The organism is Nostoc sp., from assembly GCF_036918245.1.
Classification (GTDB): Bacteria; Cyanobacteriota; Cyanobacteriia; order Cyanobacteriales; family Nostocaceae; genus Nostoc.
The window spans coordinates 230,027-247,549 of the sequence record NZ_JBALEF010000017.1 but is presented as its reverse complement, the minus strand read 5'-3'; the positions used below and the strand labels follow the sequence as shown (position 1 = coordinate 247,549).

Below are 17,523 nucleotides of genomic sequence, written 5' to 3'. Positions count from 1 at the left end.
CGATCGCCGAATCAACAAATGCGATCGCCGAATCAACAAATGCGATCGCCGAATCAACAAATGCGATCGCCGAATCAACAAATGCGATCGCCGAATCAACAAATGCGATCGCCGAAGTAACAAATGCGATCGCCGAATCAACAAATGCGATCGCCGAAATAACAAATGCGATCGCCGAATCAACAAATGCGAACGCCGAATCAACAAATGCGAACGCCGAATCAACAAATGCGAACGCCGAAGTCTAACCCCTTTTAATTACGAATTACGAATTACCTAGCTTGCTTCTTGCCTTTGGTGACTATTACGAATTACAAATTGGTATTATTATCTCAACAATTTGCTAAACTCCAACTTCGTGGAGAGCAAATAAAACAATTTGAGTATTGGGAATTTGGAGGGGGTTGCAGAGTGGCTAATGAGCGCATAGTCAATACACAACAGATTTATCCAAGGGATTTTTCCTGGGGATTATGGCCTGTTGTGCCACTCTACCCCTATGGTAGGCGGCAGACAATTCGTCAAGAAGTGCTTAAGAACACAATCTGGAATTTTGACCAGATTCAGGGCATTTTCTACGTTGTTGTACCGATTCGCATGACTGTTGTGAAGCTAGAAACTGGGGGTCTTCTTGTCTATGCGCCTGTTGCACCAACCCCAGAGTGCATCAGACTTGTGAATGAGTTGGTGGCAGAATATGGCAATATTAAGTACATTATTCTGCCAACTATCTCTGGTATAGAACACAAGGTCTTCGTTGGCCCCTTCGCCAGATATTTTCCGACTGCACAGGTGTTTGTGGCTCCCCATCAGTGGAGTTTCCCGCTAAATCTCCCCCTTAGCTGGCTTGGCTTACCCCCAAAACGAACTCAAGTACTTCCAGAAGATAGCAGCAAAACACCCTTTGCTGACGAGTTTGATTATGCAATGCTGGGGCCCATCGGCCTTGGGCCTGGTAGGTTTGCAGAAGTTGCTTTTTTTCACAAGCGATCGCATACTCTTTTAGTCACAGATTCTGTGCTTTCGATCCCAGAAGATCCACCTGCGATCGTTCTCTTAGATCCATATCCTTTACTATTCCATGCCAAGGATCGTGCTTCTGATATTGTTGCAGATATTCAGGTAAATCGCCGTAAGGGTTGGCAGCGCATCTGTCTGTTTACTTTGTACTTTCAACCAAGGGCATTAGATATACGCCGATGGAGTCAGGTGTTACAAGATTCCTTAAAAGCCCCAGAACGCTCAAGGAAAGCTTATTTTGGATTGTATCCCTTTAAATGGCAGTCAGATTGGCAGCGATCGTTTGATGCCCTACGAGGTGATGGACGTTTGTTTGTCGCACCAATTTTACAAACGCTGATTCTCAACCGCGCCCCGAAGGAAACCATTGACTGGGCTGATAAAGTTGCAAGTTGGGACTTCGAGTGGATAATTCCCTGCCACTTTGATTCACCGATTAAAGCTAAACCGCATCAGTTTCGCCAAGCTTTCTCTTTTTTGGAAAAGCAGCCTGTTGTAAGTGGGGGTTTGTTGAATAGTAGCAGCTATGCTTTACCAGAGGAGGATTTTAAAACACTTAGAGTAATCGATGCTGGTTTAAATAAGTTTGGCATTGTGCCAGCAGCAAAGGAGAAGGTGTAGGAGAGCGGTATGCAACCCATGCTTTGGTAGTATGGCTGACTGTGCTACCCTATGAGTTTTTCACAAATGATTAAGGGACTTGCAAAAAACAAATTATCCCAAATTCTTTCTAGATTTGTAGGGGCGCAAGGCCTTGCGCCCCTATGTTCGCGGAGCGTCACGCATGGATGGGATATTTTTTTAACTTGAAGTTCCTAAGTAAAGTTATGTCCACCGTAGAATAATAAATAAACTAGCTCAGGTAAACCGTAGAAGCCTATGCCACAGGCAATTCTTAATCAAATCCTCAATCAGCTTGAAATTTTAGAGCCAGAGGAGTTACAGCAGTTGAATCAGGTTATCCAGAGATATCTTGTTGAGCAAGAACAAGTTACTCAACGGACAACATTTCACAAAGTACTGTTAACTTCTGGGTTGGTAAAACAACTCAAGCAACCAGTTTATATTCAGCAAACTGAACAGCGACTTATTCAGGTACAGGGTAAAACTGTTTCTGAAACAATTATTGAGGAACGCTGCTAGATGGCAGCTTATTATTTAGATAGCAGTGCGCTGGTAAAACGCTACGTCAGTGAGATAGGTTCAGCATGGGTTTTGAGTTTATTTGAGCCGCGACTAAAAAATGATGTACTGATTGCTGCTATTACTAGTGTTGAAATTGTCGCTGCTATTACACGGCGATCGCGTGGTGGAAGTATCATTGCTACTGATGCGATCGCAGTATGTAATCAGTTTAAAAGCGATCTCCGGTCTGAATACCAAGTAGTCGAAATCACAGAGAGCATTATCAACTCTGCAATGGTATTAGCTGAAGCATACGGGTTACGAGGCTACGATGCAGTTCAGTTAGGGGCTGGTCGTGCAGTAAATGCCCTCTGCATAGCTAACAGTTTACCTCTGGTAACATTTGTATCTGCTGATTCCGAATTGAATGCAGCCGCAGCAAGTGAAGGTCTACTTATTGAAAACCCCAACAACTACCCCTAACGTTCAATTCCCTTAAACCGTTCTTGCGCCGCTTTAAATGCTTCTTGCATCACCAACTGAATTTTCTGTTGATCGGGTTTCTTACCTCCCATTAAATCACCAAAGTAAACGCAAGCTGCTTCCCCTAGCGCCCAGGTATAAGCGGCTGCCCAAGAGGCGGCGATCGCACTACCAATACCTGGTATAAATTTAATCAACTCCCGGGCAATTGCCTGTGCTAAAAAACCACCTGCGATCGCACTGACAACTCCTCCCGCCTGAGATGGCGTAACTGTCTGCCCATATAATTTACCCAACAGACCCACCATTGATACTTGCAAGGCAGTGAGTACGGGCATTGTGGTAAATGGCAGAGGTACAGCGGCGAGGGTGGCAGACATAATCGCAAATGGCAAAATGTAACGGCGGGCAGCATCTCGGTAAAGGTTGCCAAGTTGCTTCCCAGATTCTTCTCGATCTAATAGCTGATAAATCGCCTGGGCTTCTGCTTGTGGAAGTAGTTCTGCCAAGGAATCTCGCAGTGCTTCTAAGCCATAAAATACCGGAGTGTAGCCATCTTCTTCTAAGCTAAAGTCAATGAGTACAGAGCGATCTGTTATTTTTGCGAAAGCTTGTTGCATGGCGGCAAATGCACGATTGACTTCCTGATAATCTGGCGGATAAATGGGATGATCGACGGTATCGCCAGGATAAACTTCGTGCAAGCAAGTCACTACCAGCAGACAGGGAATGTCTGGATACTTCTGGCGCAGCTGTTGAGCAATTTGTCGTAGCGTGTCAGTTGCAAAATCATTGATTTTAACCGTCAAAAGCAGAATTCTGGCGGAACGAGTTTCCTGTTGTAAATCGCCAACTAACTCCTGAACAATTGTTTGAGTATCTTGTTTGACATCACCCAGCCCTACTGTATCAGTAAAAATCAGTAACGGCAGGTCATTGGAAGGATAGGCATAGCGCTGGGTGTGTTGTGTGTGTGGGCGAAATCCTTGACCGACAATTTCAGCAGAAACTCCTGTCAATCCTCGGACAATGGAACTTTTTCCGGCTTGAGGTTTACCAATTAGCAGCGCTTCTGTGGTTGGCAGTTCGGCTCGGATTTTCTCTAAAATCTCTGCAACCTGAGTATCGCTCACACTAAACCATTCCACAACTGTCTGTGCCAGTTGTTCTACGGGTAGGAGTTGTGTTAGACGTGTTGTTGCTTTGTTCCAGACACCACCAATGCGATTTGTCCAGGAATTATCGACCGACTTGGTAGTTGCTCCATCGGTCGGTTTACTCAATTGCTGAGAATCAGTTGACGGTGAGTCAGAATCACGTTGCTCAGTCATTCCTATGAAAACGGTAGATGGAATTCAAACGACATTCTGTCTATATTTATCCTACTGTCAAACTCGGTTTTTCTAAAGTCAATCTACTCATCGGCAAAGTATTTGTTTAGCTTTCTAAACAAATACTTTGCGGCGTGCAAACCCCATAAATAAATTAACGTGAGTTCGACGGTTGATAAAGCCTGAAAAAGATGACAGGTAGGGGAGAAAGCGGCAGTGAGGGAGATATTGCAGGTGTTGGGGGGTTGAAATCATGATTTTGAGGCTGTGGTTATCTGCTACTGCCGATACTCGCCTATAACTAGGGCACTAGAGCCAATGCCAGAAATTCAGGTTTCTCAAGAGTTACAGGAAGTGTAGCTGAAGTTGTATTTGCCAGCGATCGCTCATACATAAGAGAATTCTAAGCATGACGAACCCATGTCGATGCTAAAGGTTAATTGTTTTGTATTTAAGAAGAAAATTCTTTTCAGGCTGAGGTGTACCATTACGAGTCAATTTTTTCAACTCTACAACAGAAAAAGTTGCTTTCAGAATCCTATATCTATCAACAATAAAATCACTCCCCGGTTCGGCAAGGTCTTGAATGAAACCAGTAATTGCAGTTTTTAATGTTAAAACACCATTATTCACAGTGTAATAAGATTCATTAGCTGGTTGAAAAGTCCAAAAAGAACCCCCATAAAAAATAAAGTTGCCAAATCCCCCAGGGCAAACGCATCTAAATATTAACGAGCCAGGATTTGAGTCGAATTTACCAAGACCCTTTTCAGACATGACTTTGAGGAATTAAATATTCCCGTTTACAGTAATGATAATCATTATGACGGGGAAGTTAGAGGCAGCCGACGGCTGCCTCTCCAAGAACGTGGTATTCTAACAGTTGCTCCAAAGAGAATTATCTGCTTATTCTGATTCGATGAAGCTCAAACCTAAAGTCACGATTGCTGATCATTTTACGGTAATAGAAGATCCACGAATAGATCGCACAAAGCGACACAAGTTAATCGATATCATGACCATTGCCTTATGTGCTGTGATTTGTGGAGCGGATGGTTGGGTAGCAATAGAGATTTATGGTTGTGCAAAGTATGAGTCGTTAAAAAAATTTTTCGAGTTGCCAAATGGCATTTCATGTCATGATACTTTTGCACGAGTATTTGCATAAAATTTACCCTCAACAGTTTCAAGAATGTTTTCTTTGTTGGATGAAATCAATCCAGAAAATAACAGATGGTGAAGTTGTGGCAATTGACGGAAAAACTTTATGTGGTTCCCACGATAAAAATAGTCACCAAAGTGCAATCTAAATGGTAAAACAACAGTTGAAACTCGTTATTTTCTCAGTAGTCTTGAAGGAAATATTGAATAGTTCGCCAATTCTATCCGCAGCCATTGGGGAATAGAAAACTCATTACATTGGGTATTAGATGTCGCCTTGAGAGAGGATGATTGTAGAATTAGAAAGGATAATGCACCAGTAAATTTTGCAGTATTGCGGTACATTGCAGTCAATCTTTTAAGTAAAGAGAAGCGTGTCAAACGTGGGATAAAAAACAAACAGTTTCTTACCGCGATGGATAACAACTATTTAACACAAATTTTAGCATTGGCTTAAACTAATATATCAAAATTTGAATTGAATATTTTACATGAGAAATCCACTTGTACTCTGAGAGTTATTTGCTTGAATGATCTCAGAACGCTTAACCCCTAAACGGAAATGACAAATTTGTAAAGATATGCCTTCAAAGTATTGCATTTGGTTGATTAAAACAGAATTCAGGAATCATCATTCAGTATGAATTGGAATCCTCCTGTCGAACCCAAACACCGGATGAATAAGGGTGAAATACTGCGCTAAATCGTTCAAGCAGACTCTCTGGTAGGAGAAGATTTAGCGGTCTCTAATTAACGGCGATTCTGTAGCAAGATCCCGCACGGTATCCACCACTTTCTTGTTCTGAATTCTTCCTCAACCAGGTGAGATTTTTATTTGCGCTCTGCTCAAGGATTTTGTAGATACTGATTGAACAAATCTTAGTGGATAATACATTCTACTAATTAGAAATGCAAGGCAAAATTAAGAATAATGCAGAGTCAATCAGAATTCTTCTGTAGACGGTCTATTTTATTGGTAATTTGCTGTAGTTCTTGAGAAAGTGACTGTAGCAGCAGTGATTGGGCTGAGTGTAAAAAGAAATGATCGCCCCTGAACATCTGTAGTGAGAATGCAGCATTTGTCTGTTCGCGCCAAGCTCGAAGTTCATCGCAATTAGCCTCTTGATCCTGTAAGCCACCAAAAGCAGTAATAGGACAATCAAGTGGGGGATCGGTAGCATAGATATAAGTTTCTAGAACTTCAAAGTCTGCTCTTAGAATCGGCACAAGAAGTTGCATTAATTCGGCATTTTCCAGCAGTGCTTCGGGAGTACCATTGAGACGGCGTAGTTCTTCTATGAACTCAGGCTCACTTAGAGCATGGATAGGTGGATCTAGATCGGGAATTTGTGGAGCGCGGCGGCCGGAAACAAACATATGTACTGGTTCAAGACCGTACTGTTTGCGGAGTAAACGGGCTAGCTCAAAACTAACAACTGCTCCCATGCTGTGACCAAAGAAGGCGAATGGCTTGTTTAAATGTGGAAGCAAGGCGGAAGCAAACTTATTCCTTGTCAGCGCTTGGGCGATCGCACCGACAAGAGGTTCTAGCCGCGAGAATGGGGCTGACTTCATCTGGGTTCCTCGTCCAGGAAGTTCAATAGAGCAAACTTCGACAGTTTTAGGTAGACTCTCAGCCCATCTGCGAAAAATGATAGAACTACCACCTGCATACGGGAAGCAGAATAAACGCACTGAAGCCTGAGGATTAGGTTTGGTATATGTTAGCCAAGAGTTAAATGTTCGTGTGGTTGTCATATTTTCATGTCGAAATTGCACTTTTTTCCGTGTACCCCTCCTCTTAAGCAAGCTACGCACAGCAGCGACCACAGGAGAAGACTGTCACAAGTCATTTAATTCTTTTTCCGACAAGACGCTTGAAGAAGAATTCAGAATCCAAGAATCAGAATGAAGATACTTTCTACAAGACGCTATTGCTAGCAATATCCCCGAAGGAGTACGTTGCTTCGGTCAAGAGTCCAGAGTTTTTTGATCTTTGACTCTTGACCTTGGACAACCTTTACGAAAAATCAAATGCGTTATGATTTACGCCCAGCAGCTTCTTCCATTTTCTGGCGAAGACTAAGTGGTCTCATATCAGTCCAAACTTCTTTGATGTAATCTAGACATTCTTGTTTCAAACCACTTTTGCCAGCATCCTTCCAGCCGAGTGCGTTTTCTCGGTCGGCTGGCCAAATGGAATATTGTTCTTCATGATTGACTACAACTTTGTAAATTGTTGTGTCTTCTTTGTCGTCTTGGTACATAATGTGTATCCTGCTATTTAAACGTAATTAAATTTGGGAAAGGGTTTCAGGCATTTCAAATGAGTGGTTTATTTACCCCGATGTCTACTAGTCCATAAACCTTAATAATTTACACGGGGAAATCTCACGATTCCACTGCTTCAAGGTGTCCCTTACCTTCTAAACTTGCCAGTTCAATATCTGCAATACATCGAACTTTCACGTAATTAAGTGTCAAGTTCCTAACCAGATGAACCCTCCGTGTTTGATGCTCAAAGTCAGCTTCTTGCAAATTAGATGCTTCTGGGTCGAGTCTGACACCTAAATCAGTACCTCCGCTAGTATTTGTGAATTTGATATGTACGTACCCTCGGTCAATACTTTCTTTTAGTGCAATACCTTCGCCAATTTACGAGGCTGAGTTGATGCATTAACGTCCTGTTCTCAAAGGTTTGGCAAAAACAATAAGTCCTAAAAATTCCTTCAAGGTTTCTCGCAAGCATTTTTTAAGGTATTGCCAGCAGTATCAAGGGTTTGATCTGACAAGCTACCTTGTCAGCTAAACTCTTATATATGAGTCATTTTGCCGTTTTTGCCAAAATTTTTATAGGCTCTTATTTTGGCAAAGGTATTGTTAGTGCTGTAGCTGTTTTTTCAGGTCATAAGCTTGCTTAAATAGAATGTTCCCCTTCTGACAAACGTTGCACTAATTCATTGATACAGATGTCTTCCTCTTAAGAATCACTTTTGTTTTGATTTGTTGATGCTTGTACAAGTACAGGCTCGTAGACTGAAATCTCAAATGCTAAGGTCTTGTAGCAAAACTCTTTCCATTCGGGAGTTATATTGTCAAAAATGATATTCTCATCCTTGAAAATCCCATCAGTCACTAGGTAATTTTCTTGTAGGTAAAGAAAGTCATCATCAGTTAACTCTCTATTACTTTCGACTTCCTTCCCCTCAACTGATTTGTTTTCTCTCCTTGTATTTTCAGCACACTCAGTCCACTGACTGAACTCACGTAATTTTTTCAAAGAGTAAGCTTTGCAATACTTTCTCATTGTTGCCATAGTAATACCTCAGTTCACATTCTTTTCGCCAGTGATGTTATCAGGCTATGTTTTAATATTTCAACAAAATTGGCAGAATTGGTCGTGCATCAAGATTTTTTTCTCTGATACCCTTGTCAAAGGTCAACTGTAGTAGTGGAGATTCCCCTTGTTCAATAGCGACAGCACTATGTGTACTAAGCAGAGACATAGCATCAGTCAAATGTTTCTCGCTATTAATTGTGATTTTTACGCTCGTTAGTTTTTTTACACCCAAGGGATGAGAAATTAACTTCTGATGCGCTGTTAATGATGGATCAAGCCAAGCTGTCAGAGCAATACTGTCAGGAATCATAAAGCAAAAAGGTTCTTTCTGATTCACAAGATTTTCTGCCGCAAAACTAATAGACATCTGCGTAGGCGTAGCCCGCCGTAGGCATCGCATCCACTCCTCAGACAAGTATAAAGGTGAATGGGATACCAAGTTACAAGGTTAAGCCAATAGGTAGATTCTAAGCTGCTTTTAGAGAATTATATTCCCCAACTCAAGTAAAGGACTGGTAAGACCATTGGAAAACTTTTTGATCTACTGAATTTAATTAATAATAAAGATTATCATTAGTTAGGTAACAAATCAAGCTACTCACTTCACATTTTTCTTCATCCTTCTCTCTTTTTAACGTTATAGCTGCGGGTTCAGCCATTTGTTTTGAAGTTAGAGCAATTGGGAAATAACAAGGAGCAGATGATTGAACAGCTAATCAAGATGTTTTCGGCATCTGGGGATATAGTAATTTTTCCCTGGCTAGCAAGTGCGGATATGATCGAAATCGCTCATCAGCTAAATCGGCGAGTGTTTGCAGGAGATGCTGCTATTGAGCGTTGTCATCAGGCGATCGCACAGTCCCGATTAACAACTAAGCCATTGGACTATCCTTAGACTTCAGCCAAAATCAGGTCGTTGAAAGCAGTAACCTTTTTGCAGCCGTTGACATCTATCAAAAGTCATAGAATATTTTGATAATAGTCTAAAACGACACATATTTCCAATATTGATAATTATTCGCTATTAATTACAGGATTGCCAAATACCACAATCCCTAGTAATGTAAGAAAGTCTAAATGAAAATTACTAGCAATATAGAAGCTTACATGGCTGACTTACTAATTTCGCCCTGTTTTCCCTAGAGCAGCATTGAGGTCTGTTCTTTGAGTTTTACCAATTCAATTAAATAATCCTGTAAAGGCAGCACTTTGAGCCAGAAAGAGGTATGTCAGTTTAAGGTTAGCTGTATTTAAGTGGATTTTTAAATTAAGATACCCACAACAACTGCTCAAACCCTTGTTCAGCCAGGAGTGAGTGTGAGATTAATTTTGCCACTATTGTTTGTGTGCATCTGATTAGCTGAAGCATAATAATGACTCAATTTATCAATAAATTACCAGAAATTCCCCCTCAGTGTGCGACTATTGTTGATATTCTGCGCGATCGCAGTTTCAAGATGCCGCACACACAAGCGTTCACTTTTCTTGAAGATGGAGAGACTCAGGAATTAACGCTGATTTACCATGAATTGGATCGGCGCAGTCGTGCTGTAGCAGCTCAACTCCAAGCTCTTGGTTTGAGTGGAGAACGTGCCATATTACTGTATCCTCCTGGACTGGATTACCTAACAGCATTTTTTGGTTGTCTATATGCCGGGGTAGTGGCAGTTCCAGCTTACCCGCCTCGTAATCAACGTAAAACGCCTAGAATACAAGCTATTAGCATAGATGCACAGGCAAGTGTTGCTCTCACCACAACAGCAATGCTCCCCACATTACAATCAATACTCATACCAGAAACAAAACAGGGAAATTTTCACTGGCTGACAACTGACAACATCGCGCAGGGTATAGAAGATTCTTGGCAACAACCTGCAATTAATGCGGATACCCTAGCCTTTCTGCAATACACATCGGGTTCTACAGGCACACCAAAGGGAGTCATGCTCAGTCATGGCAATCTGCTGCATAATGCCGCCGTAACTTACCAAATGATGGAACATTCACCCAGCAGTAAGTTTGTTTCGTGGCTACCTGTTTACCATGATATGGGATTGATTGGTGGGATTTTGCAACCTTTGTATGGCGGGTTTAGTTGCATCTTAATGTCGCCAGCATCTTTTCTGCAAAGACCTTACCGCTGGTTACAGGCAATTTCCCGCTACAAAGGCACAACGAGTGGTGGTCCTAACTTTGCTTATGAACAGTGTATTCAAAGGATTACTCAAGAACAAAAAGAAACTCTCGACTTAAGTAGTTGGAGTGTTGCATTTAACGGTGCTGAACCAGTCCGACAAGATACTCTTGAGCAATTTGCAACCACCTTTGCTGAGTGTGGCTTCCGTCCAGAAGCATTCTACCCCTGTTACGGTATGGCAGAAGCAACTTTGATAGTTTCTGGTGGGGTCAAAACAGCTTTAGCCCAAGTAAAAACAGTAGAGAAATCTGCACTTTCACAGAACCAAATAGTCGAAGTAACTACCCAGAGTCAAGATAGCCAAAGCTTTGTCAGTTGTGGTGAAACTATTCCTCAACAACAGATTGTTATTGTTAATCCTGAAACATTAACTCACTGTTCATCTGATGAAATTGGCGAAATCTGGGTATCTGGACTGAGTGTAGGTCAGGGTTATTGGAATCGGAAAGAAGAAACAGAGCAAACATTCCACGCCTATCTGAAAGACACAAAAGAGGGATTGTTTTTACGGACTGGTGACTTAGGCTTTTTGGACAATGGTGAGCTTTTCATTACAGGTAGAGCAAAAGATTTAATTATTATTCGCGGTCGCAATCTTTACCCGCAAGATATCGAATTAAGCGCAGAACGCAGCCATCCATCCTTACGTTCCGGTGCTAATGCAGTATTTACAGTAGAGGTTAACAAAGAAGAAAGGCTGGTAGTTGTACAAGAATTAGAGTTTCGCGCCAAGCCAAATTTAGCAGAAGTAGCTAGTGCAATTCGCCAAGTGATTACTGAAGAACATGAAATACAAGTTTATGCTGTGGTTTTAATTAAACCAGGTAGTATACCCAAGACTTCTAGCGGTAAAATTCAACGTCGTGCAACTCGTGCTCAGTTTCAAAATTGTGAATTGAATGTAGTTGAAAGTGACATTCTTAAGATTAGTGATATTGCCAGAAACGAAACTCAATTACAACGTTCTGAACTTTTGTCGCTTTCCCCAAGGGAGTGTCAACCGATTTTAGAATCATATCTGATTGAACTTTTGGCGAGAGTACTTTCAATTGCAACAGATGATATTAATCCACAAGAACCATTAAGCACGCTAGGACTTGATTCTTTAAAAGTATTTGAGTTGAAAAATCGGATTGAGGTTGATTTAGAAGTAGAAGTATCCGTAGCAGACTTTTTTGAAGGGATGAGTACGCGATCGCTCATCACCAAAATACTGGCACAAATGACAACAGAAGCTTTCATCCCCTCAAAGTCTCTTAGCCAAGTCCAGCCAGCTGAAGTATATCCCCTGTCTTTTGCCCAGCAGCGACTATGGTTCCTTGACCGATTGGAACCAGGAAACCCAGCTTACAATATTTCCTTAGCTGTGAATCTCAAAGGTCAGCTTGACATTACTTTACTAGAACAAAGTCTGAATGAAATTATCCGGCGACATGAGACTTTAAGAACCACATTTACAACAGTCAATGGACAGCCGGCGCAAATTATTGCTTCTTCCTTAAAATTATCTTTATCAGTAATAGATTATCAAAAAAATATAGAATCACAGGGCGATACCGCAGTCCAACAATTCTTGACTCACGAAAGTCAACAACCTTTTGACCTAACGCAGGGGCCATTATTACGTGCTAAACTTTTGCGCCTAGCACAGCAAGAGCATATTCTTTTGCTGGAGATGCACCACATAATCTCTGATGGGTGGTCTACTGAGGTATTTTTAGAAGAGATAGCATTACTGTACAAAGCATTCTTAACCAGAAGTTCTTCACCACTACCGGAAGTCTCTGTCCAATACAAAGACTTTGCACACTGGCAGCGACAATGGCTACAAGGAGAAATCCTGCAAACCCAACTCTCTTACTGGAAGCAACAACTTGAGGGTATACCAGCTGCATTACAACTACCCACTGACCGAGCACGGCCGGCGGTGCAAACCTCACACGGCGCTCAACAATCTATCGAGTTGTCCGAAGCAGTCATTCAGCAACTAAAGGCGATCGCTCGTCAAGAAGGTGTAACTGTATTTATGTTGTTATTGGCAGCATTTCAGACTTTTCTCTATCGTTATACAGGACAAGATGATATTGCTGTAGGAACACCTATCGCTAACCGTAATCGTGAAGAAGTAAAAGGATTAATTGGCTTTTTTGTCAATACCTTGGTGCTACGTACAGATATGAGTCGCAATCCGACTTTTGATGAGTTGCTAAGGCGGGTAAGAAAGGTAGCTTTAGGAGCTTACACACACCAGGATTTGCCGTTTGACCAACTGGTAGAAGCAGTGCAACCAGAGCGGGATACAAGTCGGACACCGCTGTTTCAAGTCATGTTCAATGTCCAGGATTACTCGCAGTTACCAGAAATGCCTGGTTTAACATTGAGCTTGTTAAAAATAGAAACCGAAACAGCACAGTTTGATTTGAGTCTGTCTATTGAGATTACAGAGCAAAAAGTGGCGGCATCCTTCTATTACAATACTGACCTATTTGATACTGCCACCATCAGCCGAATGCTGTGGCATTTCCAGAATTTGCTCTCAGGCATTGCCGCTAATCCTCAAGCTCGGCTATCTAACTTACCACTATTGAGTGCGGCAGATTGTCAGGAGTTACTGGAACTTAGTAGGAATCAATCTCCAATTCCAAATTCCTCCGAACAATGCATTCATCAACTGTTTGAAGCACAAGTAGAGCGAACACCAAATGCGATCGCGGTGGTATTTCAAAACCAGCATTTAACTTACAGAGAATTGAACCAGCGTGCTAATCAAGTAGCACATCATCTGCGATCGCTAGGAGTTGGGCCAGAAATCCTTGTTGGTATGTGTATACAGCGCTCTTTAGAGATGGTCATCGGACTCTTAGCAATCCTTAAAGCCGGAGGAGCTTATGTGCCTCTAGATCCGGCCTATCCAAAAGAACGCCTCGCTCTGATCTTGAGAGATGCTCAGGTGTCACTCCTTCTGACTCAGCAATCACTGCTGGCTGTTCTGCCTGCACTTCAGTCACAAGTCGTGTGCCTTGATACAAACAAGAGCGCTATAGCCCAAGAAAGTCAAGAAAATCTTGTCAATCAGACGCAACCAGAAAACCTTGTCTATATTATTTACACCTCTGGCTCAACGGGAACTCCCAAGGGCGTGACGATTCAGCATCGCTCTTTAGCCAGTTATGCTGAAATTGCCTGTTTAGAGTACGGACTACAAGCAAGCGATAGCGTGCTGCAATTCGCTTCCATCAGTTTTGATGCAGCTGCTGAAGAAATCTTTCCCTGTCTGATCTGCGGTGCTGCTCTCATACTGCGTACAGATGAGATGTTAAGTTCGACACTTCAATTTTTACAGCAGTGTCGTGATTGGGGGGTAACTGTCCTAGATTTGCCTACTGCCTTTTGGCATCAAGTTACAGCTGAATTAGCAACAGCAAATTTGGTATTTCCCGATTCCCTGCGATTAGTGATTATTGGCGGCGAAAGAGCCGACAGAAAACACCTGACTACTTGGCAGCAGCAGGTTGGTCAACGAGTCCGCCTTGTCAACAGCTACGGGCCTACAGAAACGACAATTGTAGCTACACTGTGTGACTTATCAGTATCGATAGCGGGCGAAGTGCCGATTGGCAAAGCTATTCCCCAAGTCCAAACCTACGTCCTCGACCCTTATCTACAACTCGTACCTGTAGGAACACCTGGCGAATTGTACATTGGAGGTGTCGGTGTTGCTCGAGGCTACCTCAACCGACCAGACTTAACAGCAGGAAAGTTTATTTCTAACCCCTACAGTTCAAAACCTGGGGAGCGTCTTTATCAGACAGGCGACTTAGTTCGCTATCTCCCTGATGGCAACCTGGAATTTCTCGGACGCATTGATCATCAAGTCAAGATTCGGGGTTTCCGCATTGAATTAGGAGAAGTAGAAGCCTTACTCAATCAACACCCAGGTGTTCGAGAAGCCGTGGTCGTTGCTCACAATGATCACTCAGACCATCAGCGCTTGATTGCTTATGTCGTTGGGCAATATCAACTGGAAACGGTAGAAGCGTTAGACACTCAGCAAACCTTGCAGTGGCAAACTGTTTTTGATAGCCTCTATAAAAAGTTTGATACTTCTCAAAACTCAGGCTTCTACATCAAAGGTTGGGAAAGCAGCTACACAGGAGCATCTATTCCAGATGAAGAAGTGCGTGAGTGGATGGAGCAAACCACCGGGCGCATCTTGGCTTTGCAGCCCAAGCGGATTTTAGAAATTGGTTGCGGGGGTAGCGGCCTGATGCTTTTGAGCATTGCGCCTCATTGCCAGCAGTACTGGGCAACGGACCCCTCACAAAATGCCCTGCAAGTCCTCCAACAGCAGTTGGACACCCTAGAGCAGCCATTAGCAGGAGTCACACTCAGCCAAAGAAGTGCTTTAGATTTTGATGATGTGACAGAGAATAGCTTTGATGCGGTGTTAATTGTCTCTGTGGCTCAGTACTTCCCAAGCATTGACTATTTGCTACAGGTTCTGGAAAAGGCAGTCAATGCTGTAGAACCAGGTGGCTTTATTTTTCTAGGAGATGTTCGCAGTTTGCCCTTGTTGGAAGCATTCCACGCCTCAGTTCAACTTTATCGGGCATCAGAAACTCTCTCTAGAGAAACATTGCAACAGCGTGTGCAAAAACAGTTGTTTGAGGAAAAACAATTAGTCATCGATCCCGCTTTCTTTACTGCCCTCAAACAGCATCTACCTAAAATTGGTCATGTTGATATTTTGCTAGAGCGTGGCTGTTCCCGGAATGAATTAACCAAATTCCGTTACGATGTCATTCTCCATGTGGACGATAAAGCACCTCAGACAAAGGAAATCACCTGGCTGGATTGGAACAAAGAAGATTTAACCCTATCCTCAGTCCGGCGCATCTTAGGAGAAACTGCGCCCCAATTTTTAGGTCTTACCAGTGTACCGAATGCTCGTGCGATCGCAGACCTTCAGCTCGTGCAGTGGTTGAGAAATAGTGAGGCAACAGAAACTGTAGGCGAGATTAAGCAGGTTTTAAGCTCCCTTGAAAATCAAGGCGTAGAGCCAGAAGTCTTCTGGGCATTAGAAAAAGACTTCCCTTACTCAGTCCAAATTACTTGGTCAGGTAATGGTGCAGGCGATCGCTATGACGTGATCTTCACGCACTCTACACCTAATGCTACTCAGTATTTCTGTTTGCCTGCTACTGTACCTGCTTCATCCCGTCCTTGGCACGATTACGCTAATACTCCCTGGCAAGGAAGCTTAGTGCGTGAACAAGTACCTCAACTCCGAGATTTCCTCAGAGAAAAACTACCTGAATACATGGTGCCAACGGCTTTTATATTCTTAGACGCGCTCCCTTTGACCCCCAATGGCAAGGTAAATCGTCGCGTTTTACCGTTGCCAGAAAGTTACTCTACCCACAACAACCTTTATGTGGCTCCCGAAACAGAGCTACAGCAGACCATTGCTACTACGTGGCAAACAGTACTCGGTCTGGAAAAAGTTAGTATTAACGATAACTTTTTCGATCTAGGCGGTCATTCTTTACTGATTTCTCAGGTAAACGCGCAACTGCGAGAACAACTGCAACGCGATATCTCAGTGGTAGAAATGTTTCAATATCCTAGTATCAGTTTGTTGGCAAAACATCTTAGTCAAGAACAGCCAGAACAACATTCTTTTAAAGAGATTCATAACCGATCTGAAAAACAGAAATTGGCTCTAAATCGACAAAAGCAAACTCATAAGTCACGCAAATAAGTAGAAAAGACCTTAGCAAAATTATGCAAACAGCAAACTTGGTTACCACATTGCACTCATTGGTTTTTTTATTTTCAATTATTCTTGTCTCAATTTTTGCGGCATGTGTGTTGATTTTAATAATACTGATGAGTACATATTTCCGGAAGAGAATATTGCTCAAAAATAAATGTAAGTTAATCTGGACACCAATTTCTTCTATTGAGCGTCGCAGCAATCTCTCATACGATGATTTTGTTAAGGAGTATGCATCTATTGGCAAGCCAGTTATTATCACTGATGTAGTTAAAAATTGGAAAGCTTCAGCAAAGTGGGATTTTAATTTTTTTCAGAAAAAATATGGGCAAATAAAGACCGATGGTGTAAGAGATAGAAATAATGGAACTAACATATCAATGACTATTGGAGATTACATAAATTATCTAGAGACAGGTGATACAGATAAATCACTGTACCTGATCGACTTTCCTCTGTTTGATCATCCTGAACTGTACGAAGATTGCGAAGTTCCAATTTACTGCAATAATTTATTAGAAAGATTGCCAGAGAAATTATTGAGAAAATATGGTTTTGAACAATATATTTTCCTCTTTATGGGTCGTAAAGAATCATCACTAGGTCTTCACTTTGATGGTTTTTGTACGCAATCATGGCTGGGAGTAATTTATGGACGGAAGCGATTCATTTTAATACCACCCGATCAACAAGAATTTGTATACGATGGGGAAATTGATGCTTTTAACCCAGATTTAGAAAAATTTCCATTGTACGCCAATGTCAAACCAGTGGAATTTATTTTAAACTCAGGGGAAATCATCTATATTCCGTCTATGTGGTGGCATCAAGGCGAAAACCTTGGTAGCACTATTGCCTTGGGCTTCAACACAGTCAATGAGTGGAATTTAGAGATGGTTTTACATGCGGCAAGTGAGGCAAATCCAATAATAGGTAATCTTTTAGGGTTGTTGTTGGAATTTCCTTGGTTGGGTAAAGTTGTAGTGGCTAGCCGTTTGCTCTAATAATTGGTTATAAAGATCCGCAGTTTTTTAAAATATAGTGAAAAATTCTGTTAAAAAAGGATATTTGTTTCAGGCAAATAGTCACA

Annotated in this window: 13 protein-coding genes and 1 pseudogene; 8 read left to right on the top strand and 6 right to left on the bottom strand. The window is 42.1% G+C overall.

The features are described from left to right. The 4 genes from V7L12_RS03895 to V7L12_RS03880 form a co-directional block, all read left to right on the top strand. The coding region (locus V7L12_RS03895) for a hypothetical protein (RefSeq protein WP_335082290.1) at positions 1-248 on the top strand (248 nt) is incomplete at its 5' end. Between the two features lie 163 nt (positions 249-411). Further along, the gene (locus V7L12_RS03890) at positions 412-1,641 is read left to right on the top strand and encodes a DUF4336 domain-containing protein (RefSeq protein ID WP_334825073.1); all 1,230 of its coding nucleotides are present in this window, start codon (positions 412-414) and stop codon (positions 1,639-1,641) included. Positions 1,642-1,899: 258 nt separating this feature from the next. After that, complete coding sequence (locus V7L12_RS03885) at positions 1,900-2,163, top strand: hypothetical protein (protein ID WP_334825071.1); 264 nt, start codon at positions 1,900-1,902, stop codon at positions 2,161-2,163. Beyond that, the gene (locus V7L12_RS03880) at positions 2,164-2,628 is read left to right on the top strand and encodes a type II toxin-antitoxin system VapC family toxin (protein WP_334825069.1); all 465 of its coding nucleotides are present in this window, start codon (positions 2,164-2,166) and stop codon (positions 2,626-2,628) included. On the opposite strand, the gene V7L12_RS03875 is transcribed toward V7L12_RS03880, so the two are convergent. After that, entirely contained in the window at positions 2,625-3,959 is a 1,335-nt protein-coding gene (locus V7L12_RS03875) for a GTPase family protein (RefSeq protein WP_335082288.1), read from the bottom strand. The two genes, V7L12_RS03880 and V7L12_RS03875, sit on opposite strands and share 4 nt — an antisense overlap. A 429-nt stretch (positions 3,960-4,388) precedes the next feature. Then, on the bottom strand, positions 4,389-4,736 hold the full coding sequence (locus V7L12_RS03870; RefSeq protein ID WP_335082286.1) for a hypothetical protein: 348 nt from the start codon (positions 4,734-4,736) through the stop codon (positions 4,389-4,391). Between the two features lie 142 nt (positions 4,737-4,878). Between V7L12_RS03870 and V7L12_RS03865 the strand changes: the two are divergent. Then, positions 4,879-5,577, top strand: a pseudogene (locus V7L12_RS03865) (ISAs1 family transposase). A 482-nt stretch (positions 5,578-6,059) separates the two neighbouring features. On the opposite strand, the gene V7L12_RS03860 reads toward V7L12_RS03865, so the two are convergent. From V7L12_RS03860 to V7L12_RS03845, 4 genes are all read right to left on the bottom strand, one after another. Further along, positions 6,060-6,878, bottom strand: coding sequence for a thioesterase II family protein (locus tag V7L12_RS03860; RefSeq protein ID WP_335082284.1), 819 nt, complete (start codon positions 6,876-6,878; stop codon positions 6,060-6,062). A gap of 281 nt (positions 6,879-7,159) precedes the next feature. After that, positions 7,160-7,387, bottom strand: coding sequence for an MbtH family protein (locus tag V7L12_RS03855; RefSeq protein WP_334825059.1), 228 nt, complete (start codon positions 7,385-7,387; stop codon positions 7,160-7,162). Between the two features lie 713 nt (positions 7,388-8,100). Further along, positions 8,101-8,436 (bottom strand): hypothetical protein, encoded by a 336-nt coding sequence (locus V7L12_RS03850; RefSeq protein WP_335082282.1) that lies wholly within the window; start codon positions 8,434-8,436, stop codon positions 8,101-8,103. A gap of 52 nt (positions 8,437-8,488) precedes the next feature. Further along, on the bottom strand, positions 8,489-8,827 hold the full coding sequence (locus V7L12_RS03845; RefSeq protein ID WP_335082280.1) for a hypothetical protein: 339 nt from the start codon (positions 8,825-8,827) through the stop codon (positions 8,489-8,491). A gap of 312 nt (positions 8,828-9,139) precedes the next feature. Here V7L12_RS03845 and V7L12_RS03840 point away from each other — a divergent pair, with 312 nt between their 5' ends. From V7L12_RS03840 to V7L12_RS03830, 3 genes are all read left to right on the top strand, one after another. Then, a complete protein-coding gene (locus tag V7L12_RS03840; RefSeq protein WP_335082279.1) occupies positions 9,140-9,355 on the top strand; it encodes a hypothetical protein in 216 nt (71 codons plus the stop codon). A 478-nt stretch (positions 9,356-9,833) separates the two neighbouring features. Next, positions 9,834-16,418 carry an amino acid adenylation domain-containing protein gene (locus tag V7L12_RS03835; protein WP_335082277.1) on the top strand — a complete coding sequence of 2,195 codons (6,585 nt, stop codon included), beginning with the start codon at positions 9,834-9,836 and terminating at the stop codon, positions 16,416-16,418. A 23-nt stretch (positions 16,419-16,441) separates the two neighbouring features. Further along, complete coding sequence (locus V7L12_RS03830) at positions 16,442-17,437, top strand: cupin-like domain-containing protein (RefSeq protein ID WP_335082275.1); 996 nt, start codon at positions 16,442-16,444, stop codon at positions 17,435-17,437. Positions 17,438-17,523: the final 86 nt, after the last annotated feature.

Excerpts from the sequence above, each read along its gene's own strand:
- V7L12_RS03835 (WP_335082277.1), top strand. The coding sequence starts at position 9,834 with ATGACTCAATTTATCAATAAATTACCAGAAATTCCCCCTCAGTGTGCG.
- V7L12_RS03880 (WP_334825069.1), top strand. The coding sequence starts at position 2,164 with ATGGCAGCTTATTATTTAGATAGCAGTGCGCTGGTAAAACGCTACGTC.
- V7L12_RS03830 (WP_335082275.1), top strand. The coding sequence starts at position 16,442 with ATGCAAACAGCAAACTTGGTTACCACATTGCACTCATTGGTTTTTTTA.
- V7L12_RS03850 (WP_335082282.1), bottom strand. The coding sequence starts at position 8,436 with ATGGCAACAATGAGAAAGTATTGCAAAGCTTACTCTTTGAAAAAATTA.
- V7L12_RS03845 (WP_335082280.1), bottom strand. The coding sequence starts at position 8,827 with ATGTCTATTAGTTTTGCGGCAGAAAATCTTGTGAATCAGAAAGAACCT.
- V7L12_RS03855 (WP_334825059.1), bottom strand. The coding sequence starts at position 7,387 with ATGTACCAAGACGACAAAGAAGACACAACAATTTACAAAGTTGTAGTC.
- V7L12_RS03885 (WP_334825071.1), top strand. The coding sequence starts at position 1,900 with ATGCCACAGGCAATTCTTAATCAAATCCTCAATCAGCTTGAAATTTTA.
- V7L12_RS03860 (WP_335082284.1), bottom strand. The coding sequence starts at position 6,878 with ATGACAACCACACGAACATTTAACTCTTGGCTAACATATACCAAACCT.
- V7L12_RS03875 (WP_335082288.1), bottom strand. The coding sequence starts at position 3,959 with ATGACTGAGCAACGTGATTCTGACTCACCGTCAACTGATTCTCAGCAA.
- V7L12_RS03870 (WP_335082286.1), bottom strand. The coding sequence starts at position 4,736 with ATGTCTGAAAAGGGTCTTGGTAAATTCGACTCAAATCCTGGCTCGTTA.